General features: G+C 70.8%; 24 protein-coding genes. 12 read left to right on the top strand and 12 right to left on the bottom strand.

The features are described 5' to 3' along the window. Nucleotides 1-11 precede the first annotated feature (11 nt). The 4 genes from ABFX55_RS42635 to ABFX55_RS42620 form a co-directional block, all read right to left on the bottom strand. Entirely contained in the window at nucleotides 12-1214 is a 1203-nt protein-coding gene (locus ABFX55_RS42635; protein ID WP_346129228.1) for a S8 family serine peptidase, read from the bottom strand. Next, complete coding sequence (locus ABFX55_RS42630; protein ID WP_346129226.1) at nucleotides 1208-1927, bottom strand: hypothetical protein; 720 nt, start codon at nucleotides 1925-1927, stop codon at nucleotides 1208-1210. The genes ABFX55_RS42635 and ABFX55_RS42630 overlap by 7 nt, the downstream gene beginning before the upstream one ends. Nucleotides 1928-2150: 223 nt before the next feature. Further along, on the bottom strand, nucleotides 2151-3332 hold the full coding sequence (gene moeZ, locus ABFX55_RS42625) for an adenylyltransferase/sulfurtransferase MoeZ (protein WP_346129224.1): 1182 nt from the start codon (nucleotides 3330-3332) through the stop codon (nucleotides 2151-2153). A gap of 41 nt (nucleotides 3333-3373) precedes the next feature. Further along, entirely contained in the window at nucleotides 3374-4273 is a 900-nt protein-coding gene (locus tag ABFX55_RS42620) for an alpha/beta fold hydrolase (protein WP_346129222.1), read from the bottom strand. A gap of 296 nt (nucleotides 4274-4569) precedes the next feature. Here ABFX55_RS42620 and ABFX55_RS42615 point away from each other — a divergent pair, with 296 nt between their 5' ends. Further along, nucleotides 4570-4887: a hypothetical protein gene (locus ABFX55_RS42615; RefSeq protein WP_346129220.1), complete on the top strand. Its 318-nt coding sequence runs from the start codon at nucleotides 4570-4572 to the stop codon at nucleotides 4885-4887. 130 nt (nucleotides 4888-5017) lie between these two features. Here the strand turns inward: ABFX55_RS42615 and ku are convergent, their stop codons facing one another. Further along, nucleotides 5018-5845 (bottom strand): non-homologous end joining protein Ku, encoded by an 828-nt coding sequence (gene ku, locus ABFX55_RS42610; protein WP_346129219.1) that lies wholly within the window; start codon nucleotides 5843-5845, stop codon nucleotides 5018-5020. Nucleotides 5846-5927: 82 nt separating this feature from the next. On the opposite strand from ku, the gene ligD (ABFX55_RS42605) reads away from it, so the two are divergent. The 5 genes from ligD (ABFX55_RS42605) to ABFX55_RS42585 all read left to right on the top strand — a co-directional run bounded on the left by ligD (ABFX55_RS42605) (nucleotide 5928) and on the right by ABFX55_RS42585 (nucleotide 8951). Beyond that, on the top strand, nucleotides 5928-6824 hold the full coding sequence (gene ligD / locus ABFX55_RS42605) for a non-homologous end-joining DNA ligase (protein WP_346129217.1): 897 nt from the start codon (nucleotides 5928-5930) through the stop codon (nucleotides 6822-6824). A 120-nt stretch (nucleotides 6825-6944) separates the two neighbouring features. Further along, nucleotides 6945-7694, top strand: a complete 750-nt coding sequence (gene ligD, locus ABFX55_RS42600; protein WP_346129215.1) for a non-homologous end-joining DNA ligase — start codon at nucleotides 6945-6947, stop codon at nucleotides 7692-7694. 44 nt (nucleotides 7695-7738) lie between these two features. Beyond that, nucleotides 7739-7927, top strand: a complete 189-nt coding sequence (locus tag ABFX55_RS42595) for a hypothetical protein (protein WP_246452247.1) — start codon at nucleotides 7739-7741, stop codon at nucleotides 7925-7927. A gap of 87 nt (nucleotides 7928-8014) precedes the next feature. Further along, on the top strand, nucleotides 8015-8635 hold the full coding sequence (locus ABFX55_RS42590) for a TetR/AcrR family transcriptional regulator (protein ID WP_183655652.1): 621 nt from the start codon (nucleotides 8015-8017) through the stop codon (nucleotides 8633-8635). Nucleotides 8636-8720: 85 nt separating this feature from the next. Further along, nucleotides 8721-8951, top strand: coding sequence for a DUF3107 domain-containing protein (locus ABFX55_RS42585; RefSeq protein ID WP_183655650.1), 231 nt, complete (start codon nucleotides 8721-8723; stop codon nucleotides 8949-8951). 271 nt (nucleotides 8952-9222) lie between these two features. Here the strand turns inward: ABFX55_RS42585 and ABFX55_RS42580 are convergent, their stop codons facing one another. Then, nucleotides 9223-9867, bottom strand: coding sequence for a ferritin-like fold-containing protein (locus ABFX55_RS42580; protein WP_346129213.1), 645 nt, complete (start codon nucleotides 9865-9867; stop codon nucleotides 9223-9225). Nucleotides 9868-10201: 334 nt separating this feature from the next. Between ABFX55_RS42580 and ABFX55_RS42575 the strand changes: the two genes are divergently transcribed. From ABFX55_RS42575 to ABFX55_RS42565, 3 genes are all read left to right on the top strand, one after another. After that, nucleotides 10202-12244 (top strand): DEAD/DEAH box helicase, encoded by a 2043-nt coding sequence (locus tag ABFX55_RS42575; RefSeq protein WP_346129212.1) that lies wholly within the window; start codon nucleotides 10202-10204, stop codon nucleotides 12242-12244. A gap of 100 nt (nucleotides 12245-12344) precedes the next feature. Beyond that, nucleotides 12345-13220, top strand: a complete 876-nt coding sequence (locus ABFX55_RS42570; RefSeq protein ID WP_346129211.1) for an alpha/beta fold hydrolase — start codon at nucleotides 12345-12347, stop codon at nucleotides 13218-13220. Nucleotides 13221-13313: 93 nt separating this feature from the next. Continuing rightward, the gene (locus ABFX55_RS42565) at nucleotides 13314-14231 is read left to right on the top strand and encodes an oxygenase MpaB family protein (RefSeq protein WP_346129209.1); all 918 of its coding nucleotides are present in this window, start codon (nucleotides 13314-13316) and stop codon (nucleotides 14229-14231) included. Between the two features lie 39 nt (nucleotides 14232-14270). Here ABFX55_RS42565 and ABFX55_RS42560 read toward each other — a convergent pair whose 3' ends face one another. The 4 genes from ABFX55_RS42560 to ABFX55_RS42545 form a co-directional block, all read right to left on the bottom strand. Next, on the bottom strand, nucleotides 14271-15104 hold the full coding sequence (locus ABFX55_RS42560; RefSeq protein ID WP_379479067.1) for a RecB family exonuclease: 834 nt from the start codon (nucleotides 15102-15104) through the stop codon (nucleotides 14271-14273). A 3-nt stretch (nucleotides 15105-15107) separates the two neighbouring features. Then, nucleotides 15108-15791, bottom strand: a complete 684-nt coding sequence (locus ABFX55_RS42555) for an MBL fold metallo-hydrolase (RefSeq protein ID WP_344843721.1) — start codon at nucleotides 15789-15791, stop codon at nucleotides 15108-15110. A 237-nt stretch (nucleotides 15792-16028) separates the two neighbouring features. After that, nucleotides 16029-16643, bottom strand: a complete 615-nt coding sequence (locus ABFX55_RS42550) for a MarC family protein (RefSeq protein ID WP_346129205.1) — start codon at nucleotides 16641-16643, stop codon at nucleotides 16029-16031. Nucleotides 16644-16682: 39 nt separating this feature from the next. After that, nucleotides 16683-17312 (bottom strand): DUF6758 family protein, encoded by a 630-nt coding sequence (locus tag ABFX55_RS42545; protein ID WP_346129204.1) that lies wholly within the window; start codon nucleotides 17310-17312, stop codon nucleotides 16683-16685. Nucleotides 17313-17386: 74 nt separating this feature from the next. Between ABFX55_RS42545 and ABFX55_RS42540 the strand changes: the two genes are divergently transcribed. Further along, the gene (locus tag ABFX55_RS42540; protein ID WP_346129202.1) at nucleotides 17387-17776 is read left to right on the top strand and encodes an NUDIX hydrolase; all 390 of its coding nucleotides are present in this window, start codon (nucleotides 17387-17389) and stop codon (nucleotides 17774-17776) included. 9 nt (nucleotides 17777-17785) lie between these two features. On the opposite strand, the gene ABFX55_RS42535 is transcribed toward ABFX55_RS42540, so the two are convergent. Beyond that, nucleotides 17786-21184: a beta propeller repeat protein gene (locus tag ABFX55_RS42535; RefSeq protein WP_346129201.1), complete on the bottom strand. Its 3399-nt coding sequence runs from the start codon at nucleotides 21182-21184 to the stop codon at nucleotides 17786-17788. 193 nt (nucleotides 21185-21377) lie between these two features. Further along, nucleotides 21378-22460 (bottom strand): CPBP family intramembrane glutamic endopeptidase, encoded by a 1083-nt coding sequence (locus ABFX55_RS42530; protein ID WP_346129200.1) that lies wholly within the window; start codon nucleotides 22458-22460, stop codon nucleotides 21378-21380. Nucleotides 22461-22558: 98 nt separating this feature from the next. Here ABFX55_RS42530 and ABFX55_RS42525 point away from each other — a divergent pair, with 98 nt between their 5' ends. Continuing rightward, nucleotides 22559-23254: a hypothetical protein gene (locus ABFX55_RS42525; protein WP_346129199.1), complete on the top strand. Its 696-nt coding sequence runs from the start codon at nucleotides 22559-22561 to the stop codon at nucleotides 23252-23254. Then, complete coding sequence (locus ABFX55_RS42520; RefSeq protein ID WP_346129197.1) at nucleotides 23251-23790, top strand: DUF6529 family protein; 540 nt, start codon at nucleotides 23251-23253, stop codon at nucleotides 23788-23790. The genes ABFX55_RS42525 and ABFX55_RS42520 overlap by 4 nt, the downstream gene beginning before the upstream one ends. Nucleotides 23791-23820 lie beyond the last annotated feature (30 nt).

Raw genomic sequence — 23820 nt, 5'->3', positions numbered from 1 at the left:
AAGGGCGCGGATCATGCGTCCTGGGGATTGTCCGCCCTGCGTGCCCGCCTGACCAGGGCGGCCAGAACCAGCACGGCGGTGAGCGCGGCGACGGCCGCGGCGGCGGCGATGGAGCCGTAGACCGCCACGCGCCGGTGGTCGCGGTGGATGACCTGCACGGGTCCCGCCGCCACGCCGAGCGAACGGGCGGGGTCGTGGCTGTCGTCCCCCTTGGCGGTGAGCGTGTGCCTGGACAGTTTCGCCGCCTCGGCGAGCGCTCCCTCCGCGTTGACGACGCCGAACCCGGTGCCCGTGTCGTACCCGCCCGAGGGCCGTTGTGAGGCGCCCCTGGTGAGGGCCTGGGACACCATCGCGGGCGACATGCGGGGGTACTTGGCCTTGATGAGCGCGGCGACCCCCGACACCAGCGCGCTGGCCTGCGAGGTGCCCCTGCCGACCCAGTACTCGTCGCCGGGGCCCGCTCCCAGGATGTCGACGCCCGGCGCGGCCAGCAGCACCGACGGATTCCAGTTGGAGAAGGAGGCACGGCGCAGCCCGCTGTCGGTGGCGGCCACCGAGACCACCCCTGGGAAGGCGGCGGGATAGGAATAGGGCGCGAAGCCGCTGGCCGCGGGTTTGCGGGCGCCGTCGTTCCCCGCGGCGGCCACCAGCACGACCCCCTTGGAGATCGCGTAACGGACGGCCTCGCGCTCCTCCTGGGTGGCCAGCTCCTTGGAGATCGACATGTTGACCACCTGTGCGCCCTGGTCGACGGCGTACCTGAGGCCCTTGGCCACCACGTCCTCATAGCGCTTGGCGGTGTTGAACTGGCCGAACCCGGGCTCCTCCTCCTCGAGGATCACCCTGACGGACAGGATCCTGGCGCGGGGCGCGACCCCGATGACGCCGTCGTCGTTCCCCGGTCCGTGGCCGTGGCCGGCGATGAGGGAGGCCATGTAGGTGCCGTGCAGCCGCAGCGGCGCCACGCCCGCGGGGTTGGCGCCCTGGGTGTAGTCGGTGCCGACGCTCACCGAGCCCACCAGGTCACGGTGGCCTGGGTCGACCCCCGAGTCGAGGACGGCGACCGTCACGCCCTCGCCCATGGTCGTCTTCCACGCCTGCGGCAGTCGCAGGGTCTTGATCACCTGCTGCTGGCTGGCGCGCACCTCGTCGGCGTGCGCGGGCGGCGTCACCAGCAGCACCACCGCCGTCGCGAGAGCCGCCCGCCTCAGCACTGCCACCCCTTGACGCCGCATTCGGGCATGCGCGGGGTGCTCAGCTCGGTCAGAACGTGCTCGCCGAGGTCGGCGGCGAAGGAGAACACCGCGGGCCGCTGCTCGCCGACCGCTCGCGCGGGGCGTCCGTCCACCTGTCCCGCGGTCGTCAGCACGAGGTAGGGCCCCGCCTGCCGTACCGACCCCGCCTGGCGGCCCGCCGCGGTGAACCGGTCGGTGACCGTGCCGGCGAAGGCCATCGGGCGAATGCCGGGCACGGGCTTGCCCGAGGCGGAGAAGACCTTCTTGGCCCGTACGGCCCGCAGCTCGTCAGGCAGCGCGACCACGCCAACGGTCACGACCACGCCCTGCAGCGCGTCGAGGTAGGTGGCCCTGAGCACGGCCCTGCACCCCGCCCTGCGCAGTGCGGTCCCGGCCTTCTTGTCCACCGCGCCCGCGCAGTCGGTCGTCGTGGAGATGCCCACCCGGCGCGCCCGCTCCTCGCCACCCTGCTCCGCGTAGTAGGCCAGGGTGGCGGGGAAGATCCGTCCGGCGGGCCAGCTGCGCCAGCGGTCGGCGACCTCCCGTTTCGCCGCCCGCTCCAGCTCCGCCTGCGTCGGGCCCCGAGTGAGCTCGGCGCCCGCCGCACTGGCCGCGATGCCCGCGGTGATCGCGCAGATCAGCGCCAACGCGGACGTCACGACCACGGCGGGCCATGCGCGTCTTTTGCTCACCACTCGACCCTAATGCGGAAGGCCGGGTGGCAGCCCCCTATCCGACAGGAGTGGGGTGTGAAGCTTTGCCTGGTGAGGTCGCGCTTCCTGAAGTACACACTGGTCGCCCGGTGGCCACGGCCCCTGACGAGGAAGGGTTCCCGGCCGTCGCCGCGCGACTTGTCGAGGCGACACGACAGGGCACCGCGCCGCGGTGCCCTGTCGTGTGTGGCCTTCGATGTCGTCAGTAGCTGGGCAGGCTGGGGTCGACGGTCTTGACCCAGCTGAGCACGCCTCCGCCCACGTGGACGGCGTCGGAGAAGCCGGCGTTCTTCACGATCGCCAGCGCCTCGGCCGAGCGGGCGCCCGACTTGCAGTGGAGCACGATGCGCCTGTCCTGGGGCAGCTTCTCCAGGGCCGAGCCGTTCAGGAACTCGCCCTTGGGGATCAGCGTCGCGCCCGGGATCGAGACGATCTCGTACTCGTTCTGCTCGCGGACGTCGATGAGGAAGATGTCCTCGCCGCTGTCCTGCATCGCCTTGAGCTCCTGGGCCGTGATCGTCGAGCCGGAGGCGGCCTCGGCGGCCTCGTCGGAGATCGTGCCGCAGAACGCCTCGTAGTCCTCGAGCAGCTCGGTGACCGTCGGGTTCTTGCCGCAGAGCACGCACTCGGGGTCCTTGCGGACCTTGACGTCGCGGTACTTCATCTCGAGGGCGTCGTAGATCATCAGACGGCCGACGAGCGGGTCACCGATGCCGGTGAGCAGCTTGATGGCCTCGTTGACCTGGATGGAGCCGATCGAGGCGCACAGGACGCCCAGGACGCCGCCCTCGGCGCACGAGGGCACCATGCCGGGAGGCGGGGGCTCGGGGTAGAGGCAGCGGTAGCAGGGGCCGTGCTCGGCCCAGAAGACGCTCGCCTGGCCGTCGAAGCGGTAGATGGAGCCCCAGACGTACGGCTTGCCGAGCAGCACGGCCGCGTCGTTGACCATGTACCGCGTGGCGAAGTTGTCGGTGCCGTCGACGATGAGGTCGTAGCCGGAGAAGATCTCCATCACGTTCTCTGTCGTCAGCGCCGTGTTGTGGATGACGACGTCGACCAGCGGGTTGATCTCCCTGACTGTCGCCGCGGCGCTCTCGGCCTTGGGCCTGCCCACGTCCGACTGGCCGTGGATGATCTGGCGCTGGAGGTTGGACTCGTCAACGACGTCGAAGTCGATGATGCCCAGCGTGCCCACGCCCGCCGCCGCGAGGTACATCAGCGCGGGCGAACCCAGGCCGCCCGCGCCGACACACAGCACCTTGGCGTTCTTCAGCCGCTTCTGCCCGGCCATGCCCACGTCGGGAATGATCAGGTGACGCGAGTAGCGGCGCACTTCATCGACGGTCAGCTCGGCGGCCGGCTCGACCAGAGGTGGCAACGACACAGTTCTACGCTCCCGATTAGGGGTCCTATCTCCCTTGAAACCTAGCCGGGCAGTGAGGCATTCCCCAATCGCGTCTCAAGGATCAGACGGCGGGCCTCGGCGGCCACGGCGGCTGGCACCTCCATCTGGGCGACATGTCCGGCATTTCGCAGCAGAACCAGCCTGACCTGCGGGAAGGTCCGCAGGGCGCGGCGCGCGGTGGCGGGTCTGACGAGGCGGTCCCTGCGGCCGTGGATGACCAGCGTGGGCACGGTGACCCTGGCGGCCTGACGCCACAGGTTCTGCTCGCCCAGCCTGAGGTACTCCGCCACGATCCCCCGCGCCGAGCCGATCAGCGCCCTCCCCGCGTACGGCAGGCCGTCCCGCCTGCGCAGTTCCTCGACCGCTTCGCGGAGCCTTGAGGGGTGGACGAGGGAGGCGTCGGCGTAGCACATGGCGAACGAGGCGTTGATGCGCTGCTCGGGGGGCAGGAAGCGCAGCCGGTCGGCCACCCACTCCCCCAGCCTGGGCGTGGCGGCGGCGGCCACGCGGGCGGGGCCGTACCTGGGGAGGAGGTCGGGCAGCGCGGGCGAGATGAGCGTGAGCGAGCGCACCAGGTCGGGCCGGGTGGCCGCGACGGAGACGGCGACCGCGCCGCCCAGCGAGTTGCCGAACAGGTGGGCGGAGCCCGTGTGCTCCATCAGCGCGATGACCGCGCGGGCGTGCGCGGACAGGGAGTAGTCGCCGTCCTCCGGAGCCGGGGAGTAGCCCGCGCCGGGCAGGTCGATGGCATGGCCCGTGACCAGGTCGCGCAGCTCGCCCATGAGGTCGGTCCAGTTGGTCGCCGAGCCCGCCAGGCCGTGCACGAAGACCGCCTGCTCGGCCGCCGTTCCTTCAGGCGTCGAGCGCACGTGCACATCGCCGAGCATGCGTCCTGGCCAGTGCTCGATGGGTTCGGTCACCGTTCGTCCCCCTTCCGTTTCCTTGACGATAACGCGCTGCTCGGCATGGATCCGCCCCCTAACACCCCCTTCTCCTATTTCGGACATATGCCGCCAACTATCACATACTTCGCGAATAACTATTTAATCAATGCAATGAAGGCATAGGCATCCGGTAAAACCGGGCATTCGTCGTTTGTGTCATCAATGGCCAGGAAACCATCACAACCAGGATGGCTTTGCGGCCAACCGAGATATTTCGCCCGAAACGGCGAGTATCAAAGAAGGCACACCAAATGCCTCAGGGGGAAAAGACAATGCCTAACATCAAGAAGCTCGCGGCTGCGATCGCACTCAGCACCGCACTCACCGGTGGCGTCGTCGGCGTCGGCGCCATGACCTCGGCCGCCGCCGCCGGCACCACCGTCGCTGCCGGCACCAGCACCTTCGCGAACGGCGGGGGGCACTGGGGGTGGGGCCACCGCCGCTGCGCGCCGTGGGAGCACCGCCTGAATCGCACCAAGATCCGGATCAACAACCACACCGGGCACGTGAGGTACCGCAGGGTGAATGGCTGTGCCAAGATCCGCCACGCGGAGAGCTTCCTGCACGGCGGACACCACGGCAACTGGTGAGCCGCCGACAGTGAGCGATCGACCGGGTAATTGACGGGCGACGAGAAGTACCCGCGATTACCCGAGGGCGGGGGCCGGACCGGCGAAGAAGCCGAGCCGGCCCCCGCTTTTCCCTGTCCCCGGCTTTTCCTCAGGCCGTTTTGCGCGCCTTCTTCTTCGGCTCCTTCTTGGCCGAGGTGCCGCGCTCCTTCTTGGCGGCCTCGACGCTCGCCCGAAGGGCGGCCATGAGGTCGACGGCGGGACCCGCCTCCTCCTCACCGGCGGGGGCGGCGATGACCTCCTTGCCGGCCACCTTCGCCTCGATCACCTGCTGCAGGGCCTCGCGGTAGGCGTCGTGGTACTCGGCGGGATCGAAGTCGGCGACCATCGTGGTGATCAGCGACTCGGCCATCTTCAGCTCCTGCGTCCTCACCTCGATGTCCTCTTCGAGGAAGCCGAACTCGGGGGCGCGGATCTCGTCGGGCCAGAGCATCGTCTCCAGGACGAAGATTCCTTCGCGGACGCGCAGCGTGGCCAGCGACTCGCGCTGCCTCAGCGCGACCTTGACCACCGCGACCTGACCCGAGCTCTCCAGCGCGTCGCGCAGCAGCACGTACGGCTTGGCGCCCTGCGCGTCGGGCTCCAGGTAGTAGGTCTTGTTGAAGTAGATGGGGTCGATCTGGTCGGCCGGCGTGAACTGCAGCACGTCGATCCTGCGCGAGGTGGTCAGCGGCAGGTCCTCGAAGTCCTCGTCGGTGAGCACCACGATCTCACCCGTGGCCAGCTCGTATCCCTTGGCGATGTCGGAGTACGGCACTTCCTCGCCGTCGATCGTGCACACCCGCTTGTAGCGGATCCGCCCGCCGTCCTCGCGGTGCACCTGGTGGAAAGTGACGTCCTTCTGCTCGGTGGCCGAATAGAGCTTCACCGGGATCGTTACCAGCCCGAAGGAGATCGCACCCTTCCAGATGCTGCGCATGGGCACTCCAAAGAGAAATAGCGGCTCACCTCATGGGCACATACCCGGCATGGGCGATCCGATGCCATATCCGGTCGAACCGATGCTGGCCGTACCTGGGGAGTTACCGGCAGATCGCGAGGAGTACGGGCTGGAGGTGAAGTGGGACGGCATCAGAGCGCTCGTCCACCTCGAAGGCGGCGCCTGCAGGGTCAACGGCAGGCACGGCGCCGACTACACCAGGCGCTATCCCGAGGTCTGCGAGAGCGCTGCGGGCTTCGGCCTCGACCGCGCGATCGTCGACGGCGAGCTCGTGGTGCTCGGGCCCGGCGGACGGCCCAGCTTCCAGGGGCTGCAGCGGCGGATGCACCTGCCCGACCCCTCCCCCGCCATGATGCGCCGCTTCCCGATCACCTTCTTACCGTTCGACCTGCTGCACCTCGGTGGGATCGCCCTGTTCGACCTGCCGTACAGGGACAGGAGGGCGCTGCTCGACGACCTCGACATCGGCGCGCCCCCGGTCTTCCCCTGCGACACCGACCTGCTGGCCGCCACGCTCGACCAGGGGCTGGAGGGGGTGATCGCCAAGCGGCTCGACTCGCCGTACCGGCCGGGGGTGCGCACGCCCTGGTGGATCAAGGTGAAGCACCACGACACCCGCGAGGTGGTGATCGGCGGGTGGAAGCCGGGCAAGGGACGCCGCGAGGGAGGGATCGGCTCCCTGCTGGCGGGGGTGTTCACCGAGGAGGGGTTCGTCCACGTCGGGCACATCGGCACCGGGTTCACCGACGCGGCGCTCGCTCACCTGCTCGGCGTGCTCGAGCCGTTGACGATCCCGCGCAGCCCCTTCACCAACGAGGTGGGAGGCCGCAACAGGTGGGTTAGACCCGAGCTGGTCGGGGAGGTGGCCTACACCATGTGGACACACGACCGCAGGCTGCGGCACCCGGTATGGCGCGGCCTCAGGGCGGACAAGGTACCGGCAGAGGTGACGCTGTGAAGGTTCCCGTCAAGGTGGACGGACGCGAGCTGACGCTCAGCAACCTGGACAAGGTCCTCTATCCGGAGTACGGGTTCACCAAGGCGGAGGTCATCGACTACTACAGCCGCGTCGCCCCCCGTGCTGCTCCCTCACCTCCAGGGCAGGCCGCTGACCGTCAAGCGCTACCCCAACGGCGTAGACGGCGCGTTCTTCTTCGAGAAGAACGCCCCTCAGCACACGCCCTCGTGGGTGCGCCGCGTGACGCTTCCCGTGCCGGGCAGCACCAAGAACCGCGAGACCATCGAGTTCGCGATCGTCGAGGACCTGGCCACCCTGGCCTACTACGCCAACCTCGCCGCGCTGGAGCTCCACGTGCCGCAGTGGCGGGTCTCCAAGGACGGCGAGGCGCTGCCGCCCGATCTGCTCGTGCTCGACCTCGACCCGGGCGCGCCCGCCACGATCGTCGACTGCTGCAGGGTGGCCGTGCACATCCGCGAGGTGCTGGCCGAGGACGGCCTGACCGTCACGCCGAAGACCAGCGGCAACAAGGGCATGCAGCTCTACGCGCCGTGGGACAACAGGGTCGAGCCCTCCGACTACGCCCGCTCGCTCGCCCAGCGGCTGGAGAAGGAGCATCCGCGCCAGATCATCAGCGTGATGACCAAGAAGCTCAGACCCGGCAAGGTGTTCATCGACTGGAGCCAGAACAACCCGGCCAAGACCACCGTCGCCCCCTACTCCCTGCGCGCCAGGTCCCGCCCCACGGTCTCGACTCCGCTGCTCTGGGAGGAGGTCGAGGCGTGCGAGAGCCCCGACGAGCTGGTGTTCACCGCGGCCGACGTGCTGGCCAGGGTGGATGACCATGGAGACCTGTTCGCTCAGGCGTAAGGTGGGAGCACGTTCGGCTAAGGGAGGGGACAGGAATGTCGGAGATGGAGGACATCGTGTTCGAGCCAGAGGAGCTCTCGATCGAGGCGCCCGAGGCCGACGCGGCCGAGCAGCAGCGCCTGCTGCGTGAAGAGGGCGGCGTGCGGCGCGAGCTCCCTATCGACGTCGATCCGGCCGACGCTTTCGAGCAGGACCGCACCGTGGGCGACGATGATGACGATGACTACCGCTGACCTGGTTACCCACGCGTAGGATGGGCCCGCAAGAGCTGCTGTTGACCAGGCAGCGTGACCTGTCTTCGGCGCTGTGAAGGAGCGATCATGACCGCGACCCCGGACGCCAAGCCCCGGGGCACCCGGCTGCCCAGGCTCGCCCGCAGGCGTCAGCTCCTCAGCGCCGCGCAGGAAGTGTTCGTCGAGAACGGCTACCACGCCGCCGCCATGGACGAGATCGCCGACCGTGCGGGCGTCAGCAAGCCGGTGCTCTACCAGCACTTCCCCGGCAAGCTCGAGCTCTACCTGGCGCTGCTCGACCTGCACGTCGACGACATGGTCAGCAGGGTGCGCGACGCGCTGGCCTCCACCCACGAGAACAAGCTCAGGGTGCAGGCCACCTTCCGCGCCTTCTTCGACTTCGTCTCCAGCCAGGGTGAGGCGTTCAGGCTCGTCTTCGAGTCCGACCTGCGCAACGTCGCCCCTGTGCGGCAGCGCGTCGAGCGGTCGCTGCGCGAGTGCGCCGAGATGGTCAGCCAGGTCATCCAGGAGGACACCGGCTGCTCCAGCGAGGAGGCGCACCTGCTGGGTGTCGGGCTGGTCGGCATGGCCGAGGTCAGCGCCCGCTACTGGATCACCCAGCACGGCTCCATCCCGAAGGACGCCGCCGAGCAGCTCATGGCCAGGCTGGCCTGGCGCGGCATCAGCGGTTTTCCGCGTACGGCATAACCGCGTTCGCTGGGCGCGATCAATGTCCTCCTTCTGCCCATGAGCGGCGACGATGGGGAGAGCTGGCCCGTCGAAAGGGAGCACGATGGAAATCAAGATCGGTGTGCGCTCCGTGCACCGCGAGCTCGTTGTGGAGACCGACCTCTCGGCCGATCAGGTCGAGGAGGAGATCAGAAACGCGCTGGCCGCCGACCGGGGTGTCTTCGCCATCACCGACGTCAAGGGCAGGCGCGTCATCGTGCCGGTCGCCTCGCTGGGCTTCATCGAGATGGGTGAGGACGAGTCGAGGCCCGTCGGTTTCGGCGGCACCATGTAGCTCTCGCTCGCCGGGGGGTGCGGCCGCCTGCCGTACCCCCTTGGAGCGCGGATCAGCCGCAGGCGCGTCGCCGGCCGAGCGAGCAGCCGAGAGGGCGGCGCTCGCCGGGGCTCTCGGCTCTGCTCGCTTCGATGGTCGGACAACCCGCGCTGCCCCTTCGCAGCGCGGCACGCGGTGTCCAGCGGTTCGGCCCACATCTGCTCAAGGAACTGCCGTTGCGGCGCGAGGCCCTCATGCCTGGCACGCTACAACCGATTCGCCTCTCGCGCCGTCAGATGCCCAAGGCGGCCATGCGTTTGCCGTGCTCCTCCGTCAGTCTCGCGAACAGGCGGGAGATCTCGGCCTGGTCGTCGGGCACCGCCTCCACGAGCAACTGGGCCAGCTCGGGGCGGACGGCGGCCACCCGCTGACCCTGGCTGAGCGCCTCACCCACCAGCCGCCTGGCCCACAGCGCCAGCCGGCCCGTGAGCGTGGGGTCGGCCTCGACAGCCGCGCGCACCCGCTCCACGGCGAAGGCGGAGCGCCCCTCGTCCATCAGCACCTCGTCGACCAGGTCGGCGATGGCGGGGTCGAGGTGCCTGGCGGCCTCCCTGTAGAAGTCGAGCGCGATCCCCGTGCCGACGTACGCCTTGACCAGAGCCTCCAGCCAGTCGCCTGGCGTAGTCTTCAGATGCCACTCGTCGAGCGCCTCGACGAACGGCGACATCGCCTTGTCGGGGTCGGCGCCGAGCGAGAGCAGCCTGTCACGCAGGAGTTCGAAGTGCGCGTACTCCGCCACCGCCAGCTCGCCGAGCACGGCTCTGTCGGTCAGCGTGGGGGCCAGATGCGCGGCGTCCTCCGCCAGCCTGAGGAACGCGCTGAGCTCGGCATAGGCCAGAACGCCGAGGAGGTCGACGACGCCAGGGGATTCTGTCATGGTGGCAGCGTACTTCGGGAACATAATGAAACTCGGTCCGCGTTGTGGTATCGAGTACACTGCTCTGTGAAAGTGCGACCGCACAGTGTTAATCCGGGAGATTCGCTCCCGCTAACCCCCACTCCGGGCCTGCGGTCGCTGATGACGCGCGAGGGCTGGCTCTACCGCGAGGACCCAGGCACGGGATGATTCCGCCCGATGGTCCCGGCAGGCCCGCCTTCATTTGAGACTGAGGCAGGCCACGCTGACGACTTTCCGAGACCTCGGAGTCACACCAGAGATCGCCGATGCCCTCGAGACCGAGGGCATCACCACGCCGTTCCCGATTCAGGAGATGGCGCTCCCGCTCGCCCTCTCGGGCCAGGACCTCATCGGTCAGGCCCGCACAGGAACGGGCAAGACCTACGCGTTCGGCATCGCGATGCTGCAGAGCATCGGCAAGCCACGCAAGAACCGCAAGAAGCCACGCGGCCTCGTCGTCGTGCCCACCCGCGAGCTGGCAGTACAGGTCTCCGAGGACCTCGTCACCGCCGCGGGCAAGCTCGGCTCGAGGGTCCTGACCGTCTACGGCGGTCGCGCCTACGAGCCGCAGGTCCAGGCTCTCAAGGCGGGCGTCGACGTCATCGTCGGCACGCCAGGGCGCCTGCTCGACCTGGTCAAGCAGAAGCACCTCGACCTCTCGCAGGTCACCATGCTCGTCCTCGACGAGGCCGACCGCATGATGGACCTCGGCTTCCTGCCCGACATCGAGCGCATCTTCAAGCTCATCCCCGATGAGCGGCAGACGATGCTGTTCTCCGCGACCATGCCAGGCGAGATCGTCTCGCTGTCGCGCAAGTACCTCAACCGCCCCACCCACGTGCGCGCCGAGATGGACAACGGCGAGGGCGAGACCACCCCGCAGGTGCGTCAGCTCGTCTGGCGCGTGCACAGGATGGACAAGATCGAGATTCTCGGTCGCCTGCTGCAGGCCGACGGCCGCGGGCTCACGATGGTCTTCTGCGAGACCAAGCGGGCCTGCGACATGGTCGCCGAGCAGCTCGACACCCGCGGCTTCGCGGTCGCGGCCGTCCACGGCGACCTGGGCCAGGGCCAGCGTGAGCAGGCACTGCGCGCCTTCCGCAACGGCAAGATCGACGTGCTCGTCGCCACCGACGTCGCGGCTCGCGGCATCGACATCGACGACGTCACCCACGTGGTCAACTACGACGCTCCCACCGACGACAAGACCTATGTCCACCGCGTCGGCCGTACGGGCCGGGCAGGCAAGACGGGCATCTCGGTCACCTTCGTCGAGTGGGAGGAGCTGACCCGCTGGAAGATGATCAACAACATGCTCGGGCTCGACTTCGCGGAGCCGGAGGAGACCTACTCCACCTCGCCGCACGTCTACGCCGAGCTGAGCATCCCCGCGGGCACCAAGGGCGTGCTGCCGCGCGCGGCCCGTTCCAGGGCGGGCCTGGACGCCGAGGAGATCGAGGACCTCGGAGAGACCGGCAGGTCGCGTTCGCGTGGCCGCAAGGACAAGGAGGAGCGCGAGCGCGAGCCGCGTCCCGCCCGCGCCCCGCGCCAGCGCCGTCGCACCCGCGGCGGCCGCGCCGAGGACGAGCTCGTGGCGGAGCCCGTCGCGAACGACCCGGTTTCGGTGGAGCCGGTTTCGGTGGAGCCGGTTTCGGACGCTCCCCTCGCGGTAGAGGCTGTGACGACGGGGCCCGTCTCGACGGAGCCCATCTCGTCCGAGCCCCTTGCGACGGAGCCCGCCTCCACGCCGCCGGTTTCGGACGAGGCCACCTCGCGGAAGCCCGCCTCCGACCGTTCCACCTCGCGCAGGACCACCACGCGCCGGGTGGTCGCGAGGCAGGACGTGGCGACCGAGCCCGCAGAGGACACCACATCGACCATCGCGCCGGAGGAGGAGCCCATGCGCAGGCGCTCCCGCAGGACCGACGACACACCCGCCATCATCTCCCCCGAGGAGATCGAGGCGGCCGCCGAGCAGCCGTCCAGGCGGACCCGCACCCGTAGGGGCGCGTCCTCCGAGGCACTGGAAGGGGCGCTCTCCTCCGTGAGCGACGAGCAGACCATCACCAGGAACAACCACCGCGCCGAGGCGCCCGCCGAGGAGCCTGGTTTCCTGGCCAGCCCCCCGCCCCCTGTCCGCAGGGAGCCTGAGCGGATCGTCCCGCCGAACGCGTTCACGGTGATCTTCCAGTCGCCCGACCTCGCGACCGACGACGACGAGATCGCCCCTTCGGCCGCGACCGAGCGGCAGCAGCAGCGCCGCCGTCCGCGCACCGGCGGCGGCAACGGCGGACACGGCGGTGGCCAGAGCAACGGCTACGGCGGCGGCAACGGCGGCGGCAACCGCCGCCGCTGAGTCTCCGCAGGTGAGGCGCGGGTCCCGTTCTCGGGGCCCGCGCCTTGCTCGTTCCGCATGCGGGTGTTCCCACCCTGACCTCTGGGTATTGTTGCCTTACGTGAGTACGCCGCGATTCCTGTCCCTGCCACCTGGCGTCGTCGAGGTTCAGATCGAGACGCACCAGGGCTCTTTCGCGGCCCTCGAGGCCAGTCCGCTCAGCGGTGTCATCGAGCGACTGCCCGCCCTGCTGGTCCCTGGCCTCACCGGCAGCAAGGAAGACTTCCTCGCCATCATGCAGACCCTGGCCGCGGCCAACCGCAAGGTCACCGCCATCGACATGCGCGGCCAGTACGAGACGCAGGGACCTGACGACCCGACCGCCTACACCTGCCCCGCGCTGGGCAACGACGTCGACGCGATCGCGATGGCCATCGGCGAGGGTGGCCCCGTCCACCTGGTCGGGCACTCCTTCGGCGGGCTCGTCACGCGCGAGGCGGTCATCGACGGCCGCACCAAGTTCGCCTCCTTCACGCTGATGAGCTCGGGCCCCTCGGGCATCGTGGGCCGCCGCGAGCAGGCGGGCAGAGCCATCATGCTCGAACTGCCCGAGCTCGGCCTCGAACACGTGTGGATCACCCGCTACGAGCCCGAGGCGCTGTCGGGCGGCGTGCCCGACGAGATCGTGTCCTTCCTGCGCAAGCGGCTGTTCGCCAACAACCCCACGGGCCTGGCGACGATGGCCGAGCAGGTGCTCGACCAGCCCGACCGCACCGACGAGCTCAGGCAGATCGAGGTGCCCACCCTGGTGCTGTACGGCGAGCACGACGACGGCTGGCCCCCCGAGGTGCAGGCGGAGATGGCCGAGCGCCTGGGCGCCGAGGCCGTGGTGGTCCCCGGCGCGGTCCACTCGCCGGCCGTCGAGGCGCCCGAGACGACGGCCGCCGCGCTGACCAGGTTCTGGAACGCCGCGGAGACCAGGAAGCCCACCTTTTAGACAACTGGTCCAATGCCATGTAATGATTCACTTACTGCCGGCCCCCGGACCCCCAGACCGGAGTAGCTCGAGCGGCTCGAGTGGGAGATCATCATGGCGAGCATCGAAGAGATCGTCGTCCAGCCGCCCCAGACCGTCACCTGGCTGGTCCACCTCGACCGCGCCATGTGGGTGGGCGGCGTGCGGGGTCTCATGCTGCAGGCGCTGCACCCGCTGGCGATGCTGGGCGTCTGGCAGAACTCCACCTTCCAGGACGACCCGTTCGGGCGGCTGCGCCGTACCGCGGACTTCGTGGGCAGGGTCACGTTCGGCAGCCCGCAGGAGGCCGACGAGATCGGACGCAGGGTCCGCGGCATCCACCGCAGCCTGCGCATCACCGACGGCGGCAGGACGCACCGCGTGGACGATCCCGAACTGCTGCTCTGGGTGCACTGCGCCGAGGTGTCGTCCTACCTGGAGGTGGCCAGGCGCGGCGGGCTCGGCCTGAGCGACAGGCAGGCCGACCGGTACCTGCGCGAGCAGCGCAGGAGCGCGACCTACGTCGGTCTGCACCTCGAGGACGTGCCTGGCTCGCGGGCCGAGATGGACGCCTACTTCGAGCACATGCGGCCCAGGCTCAGGGTCATCGACGAGTCTGCGGCCACCGTGCGCTTCCTGCTGTGGCCGAGGCTCCCACCCGAGCTGCGCAGGCTCTCCCCCGGCAAACCCGCCTACTTCCCCTTCGGCGCGCTGTGCTACTACTCGCTTCCCGACTGGGCCAGAGACCTGTACGGCACGCTGCCCGAGGTGCCGCGCTCGACGGTCACCGCGGCCCTGAGAGCCTTCAGGCTGGGTTGCAACGCGCTGCCCGAGCCCGTGCACGACCTGGCCTTCGCCCAGCCCACCAGGGACATGCTGGCCGCTTCCAGGAGGCGTCTGACGGCGGCGGGCTACGACCTGAGCAAGGGGCTCAAGGGGCTGACCGACCCGAGGCGGTGGCCGTCGACCGTCGAGGGGCGCCGCGCCGCCTGACGCGTGGAGCGTACGGCCCGTCCTGGAGCCGTCCACGGGTCAGCTCGGGTCGGAGAGGGCGTCCCAAGGGAGCTTGTCGGGCGCGGCCGTACGGCCCTCGGGGCAGTGCCGCCTGAAGTCGCACCACGAGCAGAGCGGGCCGGGGCTCGGCGGGAAGGGCGTCTCGGTGTCGCCCGCCCTGTAACGCTCGTCGGCCTCGCCGGCCTCGAGCGCGACCTCCTCGGCCCTGCCCAGATGGCGGCCGAGCGACTCGTCGGTGTGCTCCCACTCGACGACCTCGCCGGTCGGCAGGTGGTGCAGCTCGACGGTGTGGCAGGGCGTGCGCAGCACCCGCGAGGCGGCGATCGCGTAGATGGCCAGCGCCAGGGAGCCGCGGGCGTCGTCCTGGGTCAGCGGGCGGCGGCCCGTCTTGTAGTCGACCACGACCAGCTCGTCCCCACGCCGGTCGAGACGGTCGATGCGCCCCGACACCGCGATGGTCTTGGTGCGCGTGGCCACCGTGCGCTCGACGCCGACGGGCTCGTCGGCGGGGTCGAGGGTCTCGACGTAGCCGGACACCAGCCCGCGGGCGTGGTCACGCCAGCGCGTGGACTGCTCGGCGTCCCTGAACCCCTCGGAGATCCACCCGTTGGTGAGCAGGATGCTCGCCATCGCGGGGGTCCTGCGGTTGTACGGCTCGCGCCACCAGGCCGCCAGCGCGTTGTGCACGCTCGCGCCCATGCTGTTGTGGGCCCAGGCGGGCCCCTTCTGCGGCTGCGGCCTGTCGAGGTAGGAGAAGCGGTAGCGCCTTCGGCAGTCGAGCCATGAGTTGAGCCGCGACGGCGTGCACGAATAGAGCCGTCGCGGCATGCCCTCGAGCGGGAGCTGCTCCAGCACCTACTGGTCGCCCAGGTTCAGCCGGATGCCGGCCGCGCCCGTGCCGTCGGTCAGCGGCGACTCGGGAGGCGCCTCGCGGGTCAGCGAGCCCGACACCCAGTCGTCGAAGTGCGGCTCGAGGTCGCCGACCGTGGTCTCCTCGCCCTGGTTGGGCAGCACCCTCGTGGCGCCTGGCAGCGTGAACAGCCTGCCGCCGATGGAGGTCAGCTGGTCGGCGAGGGCGGGGTACTCACCGCCGAGCTTGCCGGGACCGTCGGCCTGCAGCGACTTGCCGGTGAAGACCGCCTCCAGCTCCTCGGAGTAGAGGCTGACGCCGCCCATCGTGATGCCGGGAGTCTCGAGGACCTCGAGGCGGACGTCGGCGACGCCGAAGACGCCCTCGTCCTCCATCTCGATGTCGGGCCAGGTCTCCGACCACGTCTCGCGCCAGATCGGCTTGTCCTTGGGGTGCAGGGCGACCACCGACTCGTCCCTGCTGGCCACCTCGATGGCCGCGCCGACGTGGTCGGGCAGGCCGTGCGTGCAGATGACGGCGAGCACCTCCCGCTCGCCGACCTGCTCAAGGATCTTCTCGGCGTCACGCGCCGGGTCGATGACGATGACCTCGTCGTCGTCTCCCACGATCCAGGTGTTGTTCTCGACCTTGTGCTCGGTGCCGTCGATGTCGACGGTGCCCTCGGTCACGACTCGCTCGATACGCGCTACCACGTCGCCACCCTATCGCCAACAGGGGGGCGTATTCCCTCTGCTTCCACGCCTCTTTCTCCAGAACGTCACCGGCGCCCCTCCCGTCCACCGGCGGCCGGGCCTCTTTCGGGGGGATCCGAGGACGCGCGGCGGAGCCCGTCTGACGGCAGCCGAGGCCGCACGGGTGGGCCGGCACGTCCGTCTGACGGGGGCTGAGGTTTCTGGGGCGCGGGGTCAGCCCTCGGCGACCAGGGCGCGGATGGCGGTGATGATGAGCTGGACGGCGAGAGCCGCCAGCAGGAGGCCCGCGATGCGGGTGACGAGCTCGACGCCGTTCTCCTTGATGACCCTGATGATGCTCACCGAGAAGCGCATGAACAGCCACAGGACCACGTGCACCGAGGCGATGGCCAGGCCCAGCGCGAGGATGCCGCCGTTCACCGTCTCGGCCTGCTGGGCGAAGACGATGGTGGCGACGATGGCGCCCGGTCCTGCCAGCAGCGGGGTGCCGAGGGGCACCAGTGCCACGTTCACGTTCGACTTGACGCTGCCCGCCTGGGGCTCGGTGGTGCCGCGCAGGAGTTCGAGCGCGACGAGGAGCAGCAGGAGGCCGCCGGCGATCTGCATGGCGGCCACCTCGACGTGCAGGTAGCGCAGGATCGCCTGGCCGAAGACGGCGAAGACCACGATCAGGCAGAACGCCGTGACCGCCGCCTGCCAGGCGATGCGCCTGCGTTCGGCCGGGGTGCGTCCGCCGGTGTAGGCCAGGAACAGCGGGATGACGCCAGGCGGGTCCACGATGACGAACATCGTGACGAAAGCCTCGACGAAGAACCTGACGTCGAACACCTGTCCCCCCAGCTTCGGGTGGGGGGACCGACCACGATGTTAACCCGTGAGTCTGGGAGAGAACGCGCCGTAGGGCAGGTCGAGATCCTGGTCGTTGTCGCGCAGGTCGCGCAGGCTGAGCTCGGTCAGGGCGATCAGGCAGCCCGCCTCCGCGGGCCAGCAGATCGCCCAGATCCAGTTGCCGAGCGCCTCGCCCGCGTAGATCGCGCGATCGGCGGGACCGGCGACGCACCACAGGGCGGTCGGGTGGCCGAGGACGTCGATCTTGGCGTTCGGGGGACCCTCGTCGAAGCCCCCGCCGGGGTCGGGGCCGTCGAGGCCCGCGAAGGACGCGCCCAGGCCGACGCCTGGTTCCTCTGCGATGATCAACAGGTCGGTGGGTCCGAGCGTGACCGAAGGGCCGGCCAGCGCGACCAGGCTCGCTCGTGCGCCGGTGCGATCGTCTCCCGCCTCGCCGAAGCCCGTCACGAGCCAGCCGGATGGCAGCGGCCACGGCAGCCAGACGGGGACGACCGTGCTCTGCCGTACCGAGGTGTAACCCGCGGAGGACGGCGGCAGCGACTGGAAGGGCAGGACATCGCCATGCGCGCCACAGCGCCACGCGCTGGACCACGCACTCGGTGCATGAAGCGGGCCGAAACACCGTGGACAGGTTGGAGCCGCTCTCACAGCTACTCACGGTGCGTCGCGAGGGCCCCATCCGTCAAGGGCACTGGCCGTTATCCGGCCGTAATCTTGGCCATGTGCACGTAAATTGTGTGGGCGCGATCATCCTGGACGGCGCGGGGCGGCTGTTGCTCATCAGGCGGGGGCATCCGCCCGGCGAGGGGCTCTGGTCGGTTCCGGGCGGCAGGGTGGAGGCGGGTGAGAGCGACGCCGCCGCGCTGAGGCGGGAGGTGATGGAGGAGACGGGTCTGGTGGTGACCGTCGGCCCGCTGGTGGGCGCGGTCGAGCGGCCGGGGCCCGCAGGAGCCGTCTACGTCATCCGCGACTACCTGGCCACCGTGGACGCGGGAACGCTCACGCCCGGCGACGACGCCGCCGCCGCGCGCTGGTGCGCCCCCGCGGACCTGGCCGTCCTCCCGCTGACCGACGGCCTGCTCGACGCCCTCACCTCGTGGAACGTCCTGTGAACCGCCGCGTCAACGGTCGGACGACAGCGTGGAGGTCCACAGGATGAGGTGGTCGGAGTTGTAGGTCGTGGAACGCCCCAGCGCCACCACGTCGGCGCCCGTCACGGTCACCGCCCCCAGCCATTGCAGGCCCTCTCCCCCGAGCCTGTCCTTGGTCAGGTCCTGGCGGTTCCAGCTCAGGCCGTCCTCGGAGGTCCATGCGGCGCTGTCGCCGGTTCCCGGGCTCCCGTGCCAGCCCACCGCCACAAGTCCCTGCGCGGCCGAGGCCAGGTCGTGCACCGCCGCGGCCTGCTCGGCCGGCAGCCACGAGTACTGCCACGAGGCCCCTTCGTCGTCGGACACCGCGGCGAAGGCCCGCCGCGCCCCCGGCACCTGGGCGGTGCCGATCGCGACGATGCGCTCGCCGTACCAGGCGACCTGGCGCAGGCCCGCCGAGGTGGCGGAGGGCGGCATGAGGCGCTCTCCCGCCTTCCAGGTGAGGCCGTCGGCGGAGGTCCAGACGACGCCGCTCTCCCGCTCGGCGCCGCCCGAGCCGCCGACCGCGACGTAGGCGCGCCGGCCCGCGGCCACGTCGTGGATGCGCACGCCCGCGCCGCCGCGCGGCAGCTTCTCCACGCGGGTGAACCTGCGCAGGTCGGTGGTGTACCAGAGCGCGGCGGTGGCCGTACCGGAGGCGGCTCTGTCCTCGCCCGCGATCAGGTACCCCTTCTCGCCCGCGGCCACCGCCTGCATGGCGAGGTACGGCTGGCCCTCCGCCCGCGCGGGCCCCTCGATCTTCTTCCAGTCGCGCCCGTCGGAGGAGCCGACGAGCAGCGGCTCGGTGGAGGAGGCGTCGGGCATGGTGGTGCCCACGGCCAGCCACCCCTTGCGCCCGTGGGCGAGGTCGGCGAGCTCCTGCTGGCGCGGCGCGGCCAGGGTGATCGACTTCCAGGTGACGGCGTCCGTGCTGGTCCAGAGACCCGCGTCGCCCGAGGCCGAGCCCGCGGCGACGAAGCGGCCGTCGGCGGCGGCGACCCTGGCCGTCTCGCGGGCGACCCTGGTCAGCCCCTTGATGTCGGCGAGGCGGACCTGAGCGGGCGGCTGACCGTCCTTCGCCGTCATCAGGACGAGCTGGTTGTCGACGTCGGCCGCCGCCTGGTCGCCGCCGGCGACCAGGGTGCCGGAGTCGGACATGGTCAGCCCCCGCACGGTCGCGCCTGGCATGCTGCCGAGGTCGGCGCGCTTGCTCCAGGTGCGGGCGTCCGTGCTGGTGTAGACGGTGTAGCGGTCGAGGCCCGACTGACTGACCGCTGCGAGACCAGCGGTGTGGGTGACGACCGCGTTGACGCCGGTGCTCTGCGCGCCGAGGCCGCCGATGGTGCCGCACTTGGCCCATTCGGCGCCGGTGGGCGAGCAGTAGACGTGCACGTCGCCGGCGGGGTCGCGCTGCTTGGTGGGGATGAGGACGAACCTCGTCGGCAGGACGGCCAGCGTGCCCTGCCTGGGAGCGATGTCGGGAAGCTGTGTGGCGGTGCGGACCCAGGTGCGTCCGCCGTCGGTCGAGCGCATGACGACGGAGCCGCCGCCCTGGGCGGGCTGGGCGAGGACCACGACCTGGTCCTCCCTCGCCACCACGGTCCTGAACTCGCGCACCTTGTCGGGGGTGCCGATGTCCTTGCTGTCGACCCTGGTCCACGCGCGGCCGTCGGGCGAGTGCCAGGCGACGGGGCCAGGCGTGCCGTCCTGCAGGACGGTACGACCGACCGCGACGAAGCCCGAGGTGGTCCTGGCGATGTCGTGGATCAGGTCGCCCTTCCTGAACACCTGGAGCCCGCTCGGCTCGACCGCGGCCCAGGTGAAACCGTCCGTGCTGGTCCACAGGCCGCGCTCGTCGCCCACGCCGTCCTGGCCGAAGGCGAGCCACCTGCCGTTGGCGCCGACGACCCGCTGGACGGTGGTGGTCGTGGAGCCCGTGACGTTGGCCAGCTGCCAGGTCGCGCCGCTGTCGGGCGAGAAGAGGAACAGCGGGCGCGGCAGCGGGCTGGTGGTGTCGCTGCCGACCGCCACGACGCTCGCGCCGACGGCGGCCAGGTCGTTGAGCTTCTGGTTGGAGCCGTCGCCCGCGGCGGGCACGACGAACAGTTCGTCGCCCGAGCGCCCGTCGCCCGCGGCCAGACGCAGGCCCGTGCTGGTGGAGTTCCACCACTGGTAGGCGACCACGCCCGCCGTGACGGTGAGCGCCAGGGTGAGGACGATGACCACGGGGCCGAGGCGGCTGCGCCGCCTGACCGGGCTGGACCTGCGGATCGCCGAGGGAGCGGGGCCTCGGTGGTGCCTGCCGGCCGAGCCGGCAGGTCCTGGCGGGCCCGAGGCCACGAGCAGGTCGGGTCGCGTGGGACGGCCGCCGGGCGGCCTGCCCACCCTGCGGACGGGCTCCTCCCCCTCCTGCTCGTCGGGGTCGTGCCGCTCGTCGTGAACGCGCTCGGGCTCGGCCTCGATCTCAGGGCGCACGGGGATCGGCGGACCCCCCACCCGCTCGCGCACCTCTTCCTCCGGCACGTCGCCGACCGGCTCGGGCCGTTCCACCCGCGGCTCGGGAGCCGGTTCCGGCCTGCGGTACGGCTGGGCGCGGCTCGGCGGCGCACCGGTCCTGATGCCGGGCGGACGCGGGTGCGGCGCGGTCGGTCTGTCCCGCTCGGCGACCGGCTCCTGCCCCTCGGCCACCGGCTCGCCGCTCCTGGGCGCGCCCTCGACGTCGGCGGCCCGCTCACCCACGGGTTCGATCCGAGCCGGCGGTAACCGGCTCCCCACGGGTTCGGCGCCAGGCGACGGTGACCGCTCTCCCACGGGTTCGACGCCAGGCGGGTGAGGCCGCTCTCCCACGGGTTCGACGCCAGGCGGGTGAGGCCCTTCTCCCACGGGTTCGACGCGAGGTGGCTGGGGTCGGTCGCCGGTGGGTTCGACGCGGGGCGGTTGGGGCCGGGGCGGCTGGGGGCGGGGCGGGCCGGTCGCGACCAGCTTGTCGGGCCTGTCGACGGTCCTGCGCGGCCGCCGACGCTGCTCGCGCTCCTGCCCCGCCTCCTGCGCCGTCTCAGGCGACGCGGTCGGCGAGCTGTACGGCCTGCGCCCCTTGGGCCAGGCCGCCGCGTCGCCCTCGCCCGGCTCGTCCTCCGGGGTGGGCGAGGCGAACGGCGGCATCCCCCACGGGGAGGCCACGGGCAGCCCGCGCGCGTGGTCGTCCCTCGGGCCAGGAGGGGCGTGCCTGATCCTGGGCTCCTCAGGCGTGCCCGATCCTCCGGAGGGCCGCGCCTCACCGGCGGAGTGTCCCTCCCGCCTGCCCGCCTCGTCGGGCGTGCCGGCATCGGGAGTGCGCGGATCGTCGTCCGGCGGTCGCCGTGGTGAGCGCGGTTCGCTGGGGCCCGAGGCCACGCGTCGCACCTCCTAGTCGGAAATGTCCGGACCGTTCCAGTTTTGTACGCCTATTTCAGGAAACGCACGCGGGTACTCCTACCCCGTCCCACTGAAATGATCACCTGCCCACACCTCCACAGAATCCAGCCCAGCACGCTCCAGCCGCGATGGCGAGACCTCTCTAGCGAGATTCGTGGAACCGCTGTGTGGTTTATCCGGAAACGGTGGCGATCGCCCGCTTTCTCGCCAGCCACAGCACTCCGAAGGCGAACACCGACAGCTGCACCACGGTCCCCGCCAGCGACTGCCACGGCACCGCGCCCTGCCGCAGCGCGTCGTCCAGGTCGCCCGCGGCCGCGCTGATGGTGAAGGCCAGCGTGTTGTTCACCACGTGCATGGCGATCGGCGCCTCCAGCCCGCCCGTGCGCACCGCCAGCCACCCCATCAGCACCCCGAAGCTGAAGACGTCGAGGATGCCCCAGTCGGTGTAGGCGTGCAGCGCGGCGAAGCCGGCCGAGCCCAGCACGATGCCCGGCCACGGCGAGCGGATGTAGGCGCCGAAGGCCTGAAGGAGCCAGCCGCGGAAGATGTACTCCTCGGCCGCCGCCTGGAAGGGCACCAGCAGCACGATCACCACCAGCGCGGGCAGGAAACCGCTCCACCCCTTCCAGCCGAGCAGTTCGGAGGTGTTCTCGCCGGTCGCGACGTAGGCCGCCCACAGCGCCGCCTGGCCGAGCACCAGCGCCACGACGCCGATGCCGGCGCACTCCATCAGCCACCGCCACCGCAGCCTGCCCATGACCGAGGAGAGCGTGCCAGGCCTCCTGCGCTGGATCACCGCGACCGTGCCGTAGACCAGCGGGAGAACGGCCGCGATCGACAGCAGCGTCACCGTCAGGTTGAACACCGGATCGCCGAACAGCTGCTCCTGCGTCATCGGCGCGGGAATGTCCGCGATCGCCGCGACGATCCAGCCCGCCACCACGACGAACACCGCCATGCCGAAGAAGGCCAGCGCCACGATGAGCGTGCCGACGACCTGCCGCCACCAGGCGTTGAGCGGGTTCCTCGCCAGGTGGTCGTAGCGGGTGCCCTGCGGCGCGCGCACGAACCACGAGGGAGGGGGAGCCGGCGCGCCGTAAGGGCCCTGCGTGTAGGGCCCCGGCTGGTACGGCGGCTGCTGACCCGGCGGCGGCGCGCCGTACGGCGGCCGGGCCTGAGGCGGCGCGCCGTACGCCGGTTGCCGGCCCAGGGGCGGCGGGCCGTTCGGGGTGGGCGGCTCGTTGTCTTGCATCCCCTTATTCTGTCCGCCCGGATGCGCATTAGTTCACAGACAGCCGCGCGGAAAGAGCGGATGCTCGGGCTGAGACCATCCGAACTCCGGGAGCAGTCATGTCAAGGCTCGGGCCGTTCTTCACCCTTGCGGCGGGCGCCGCGCTGGCCGCGGGACTGGGCGTGGCCAGCGTCACGTCGGCGCCCCAGACCGTCACCGCCACCTCCTCCGCCGACACGGCCACCGCGTCCGCGGAGGCCACCTCGCCGCCGGTCGCCGAGGCCACCACCTCCGTGACGCCCGCCCCCGCCAAGACCGCGAGAGCGGCCGCGAAGGCCGACTACGCAGGCAGGGTGCGCGGCAACGGCGGCCTCGTCGCCGTCTCCATCAGGGACGGCAAGGCCGTCGGGTACTTCTGCGACGGAAGGACCGAGGCCTGGTTCGCCGGCAAGGCGGGCGACGGCGAGGTGACGCTGAAGGGCTTCGGCGGCGCCACGCTCACGGCCTCCCTGGGCGGCGGCAAGGCCACAGGCGAGCTGGCGCTCGGCGGGAAGCGCTGGGACTTCACCGCGCCGACCGTCAAGAAGCCCTCAGGCCTCTACCGCGCCACCGCGCTCGTGCGCGGCGCCCGCTACCGGGCCGGCTGGATCGTCCTGCCCCGCCCGGACGGCAACGGCTTCGTCCAGGTCGGCGCCATGGTGAAGGACGGCGAGCCGGTGCCGGTTCCGACGATCACCCCTGGCTCGCCGGTCACCATCGACGGCGACACCGTCGCGCCCAAGGACGTCGACGCATTCATCGAGGAGATGTCATGACCATCGCCACCGACAGGCGCTCCGCCACCGGCCTGCTGACGCCGCTGCTGGCAGGCGCCCTCGTCATGGTCGCGCTCGGCGTGTACGGCAGGCTGCACACACCCACCGGGTTCGCGGTGGGCCCAGGAGGGTTCAGCGGGGCGCTGCCGATGAAGTCCTGGCTGACGACCGGCGCCTTCGTGCTGGCCTTCGTCCAGGTCGTCTCGGCGCTGTCGATGTGGGGCAAGATCGGCGTACGCATCCCCGCGTGGGTGCACAGGTGGTCGGGCAGGGTGGCGTTCGTGCTCACCATCCCGGTCGCCTTCCACTGCCTCTACGCGCTGGGACTGCAGTACGACGTGCCACGAGTGCTGGTGCACTCGCTGCTCGGCTGCTTCTTCTACGGTGTGTTCACGGCGAAGATGCTCGCGCTGCCCCGCAAGGGACTGCCGGGCTGGACGCTTCCCCTCCTGGGCGGCAGCCTCTTCGCCGCGCTGGTCGGGCTCTGGCTGACCTCGTCGCTGTGGTTCTTCACCACGATAGGCGTGCGGTTCTGAGCCGGCTCGGGACCGCTGTCCCCTGCGGGC

It is taken from the genome of Nonomuraea roseola, assembly GCF_039535395.1.
Classification (GTDB): domain Bacteria; phylum Actinomycetota; class Actinomycetes; order Streptosporangiales; family Streptosporangiaceae; genus Nonomuraea; species Nonomuraea roseola.
This window is presented reverse-complemented; position numbering and strand designations above follow the sequence as displayed.

Coding starts and splice junctions, on each gene's coding strand:
- ABFX55_RS42615 (WP_346129220.1), top strand. CDS start 4,570: ATGCCTAACATCAAGAAGCTCGCGGCTGCGATCGCACTCAGCACCGCA.
- ku (WP_346129219.1), bottom strand. CDS start 5,845: ATGCGCAGCATCTGGAAGGGTGCGATCTCCTTCGGGCTGGTAACGATC.
- ligD (WP_346129217.1), top strand. CDS start 5,928: ATGCTGGCCGTACCTGGGGAGTTACCGGCAGATCGCGAGGAGTACGGG.
- ABFX55_RS42595 (WP_246452247.1), top strand. CDS start 7,739: ATGGAGGACATCGTGTTCGAGCCAGAGGAGCTCTCGATCGAGGCGCCC.
- ABFX55_RS42590 (WP_183655652.1), top strand. CDS start 8,015: ATGACCGCGACCCCGGACGCCAAGCCCCGGGGCACCCGGCTGCCCAGG.
- ABFX55_RS42585 (WP_183655650.1), top strand. CDS start 8,721: ATGGAAATCAAGATCGGTGTGCGCTCCGTGCACCGCGAGCTCGTTGTG.
- ABFX55_RS42580 (WP_346129213.1), bottom strand. CDS start 9,867: ATGACAGAATCCCCTGGCGTCGTCGACCTCCTCGGCGTTCTGGCCTAT.
- ABFX55_RS42575 (WP_346129212.1), top strand. CDS start 10,202: ATGGCGCTCCCGCTCGCCCTCTCGGGCCAGGACCTCATCGGTCAGGCC.
- ABFX55_RS42565 (WP_346129209.1), top strand. CDS start 13,314: ATGGCGAGCATCGAAGAGATCGTCGTCCAGCCGCCCCAGACCGTCACC.
- ABFX55_RS42530 (WP_346129200.1), bottom strand. CDS start 22,460: ATGCAAGACAACGAGCCGCCCACCCCGAACGGCCCGCCGCCCCTGGGC.
- ABFX55_RS42525 (WP_346129199.1), top strand. CDS start 22,559: ATGTCAAGGCTCGGGCCGTTCTTCACCCTTGCGGCGGGCGCCGCGCTG.
- ABFX55_RS42520 (WP_346129197.1), top strand. CDS start 23,251: ATGACCATCGCCACCGACAGGCGCTCCGCCACCGGCCTGCTGACGCCG.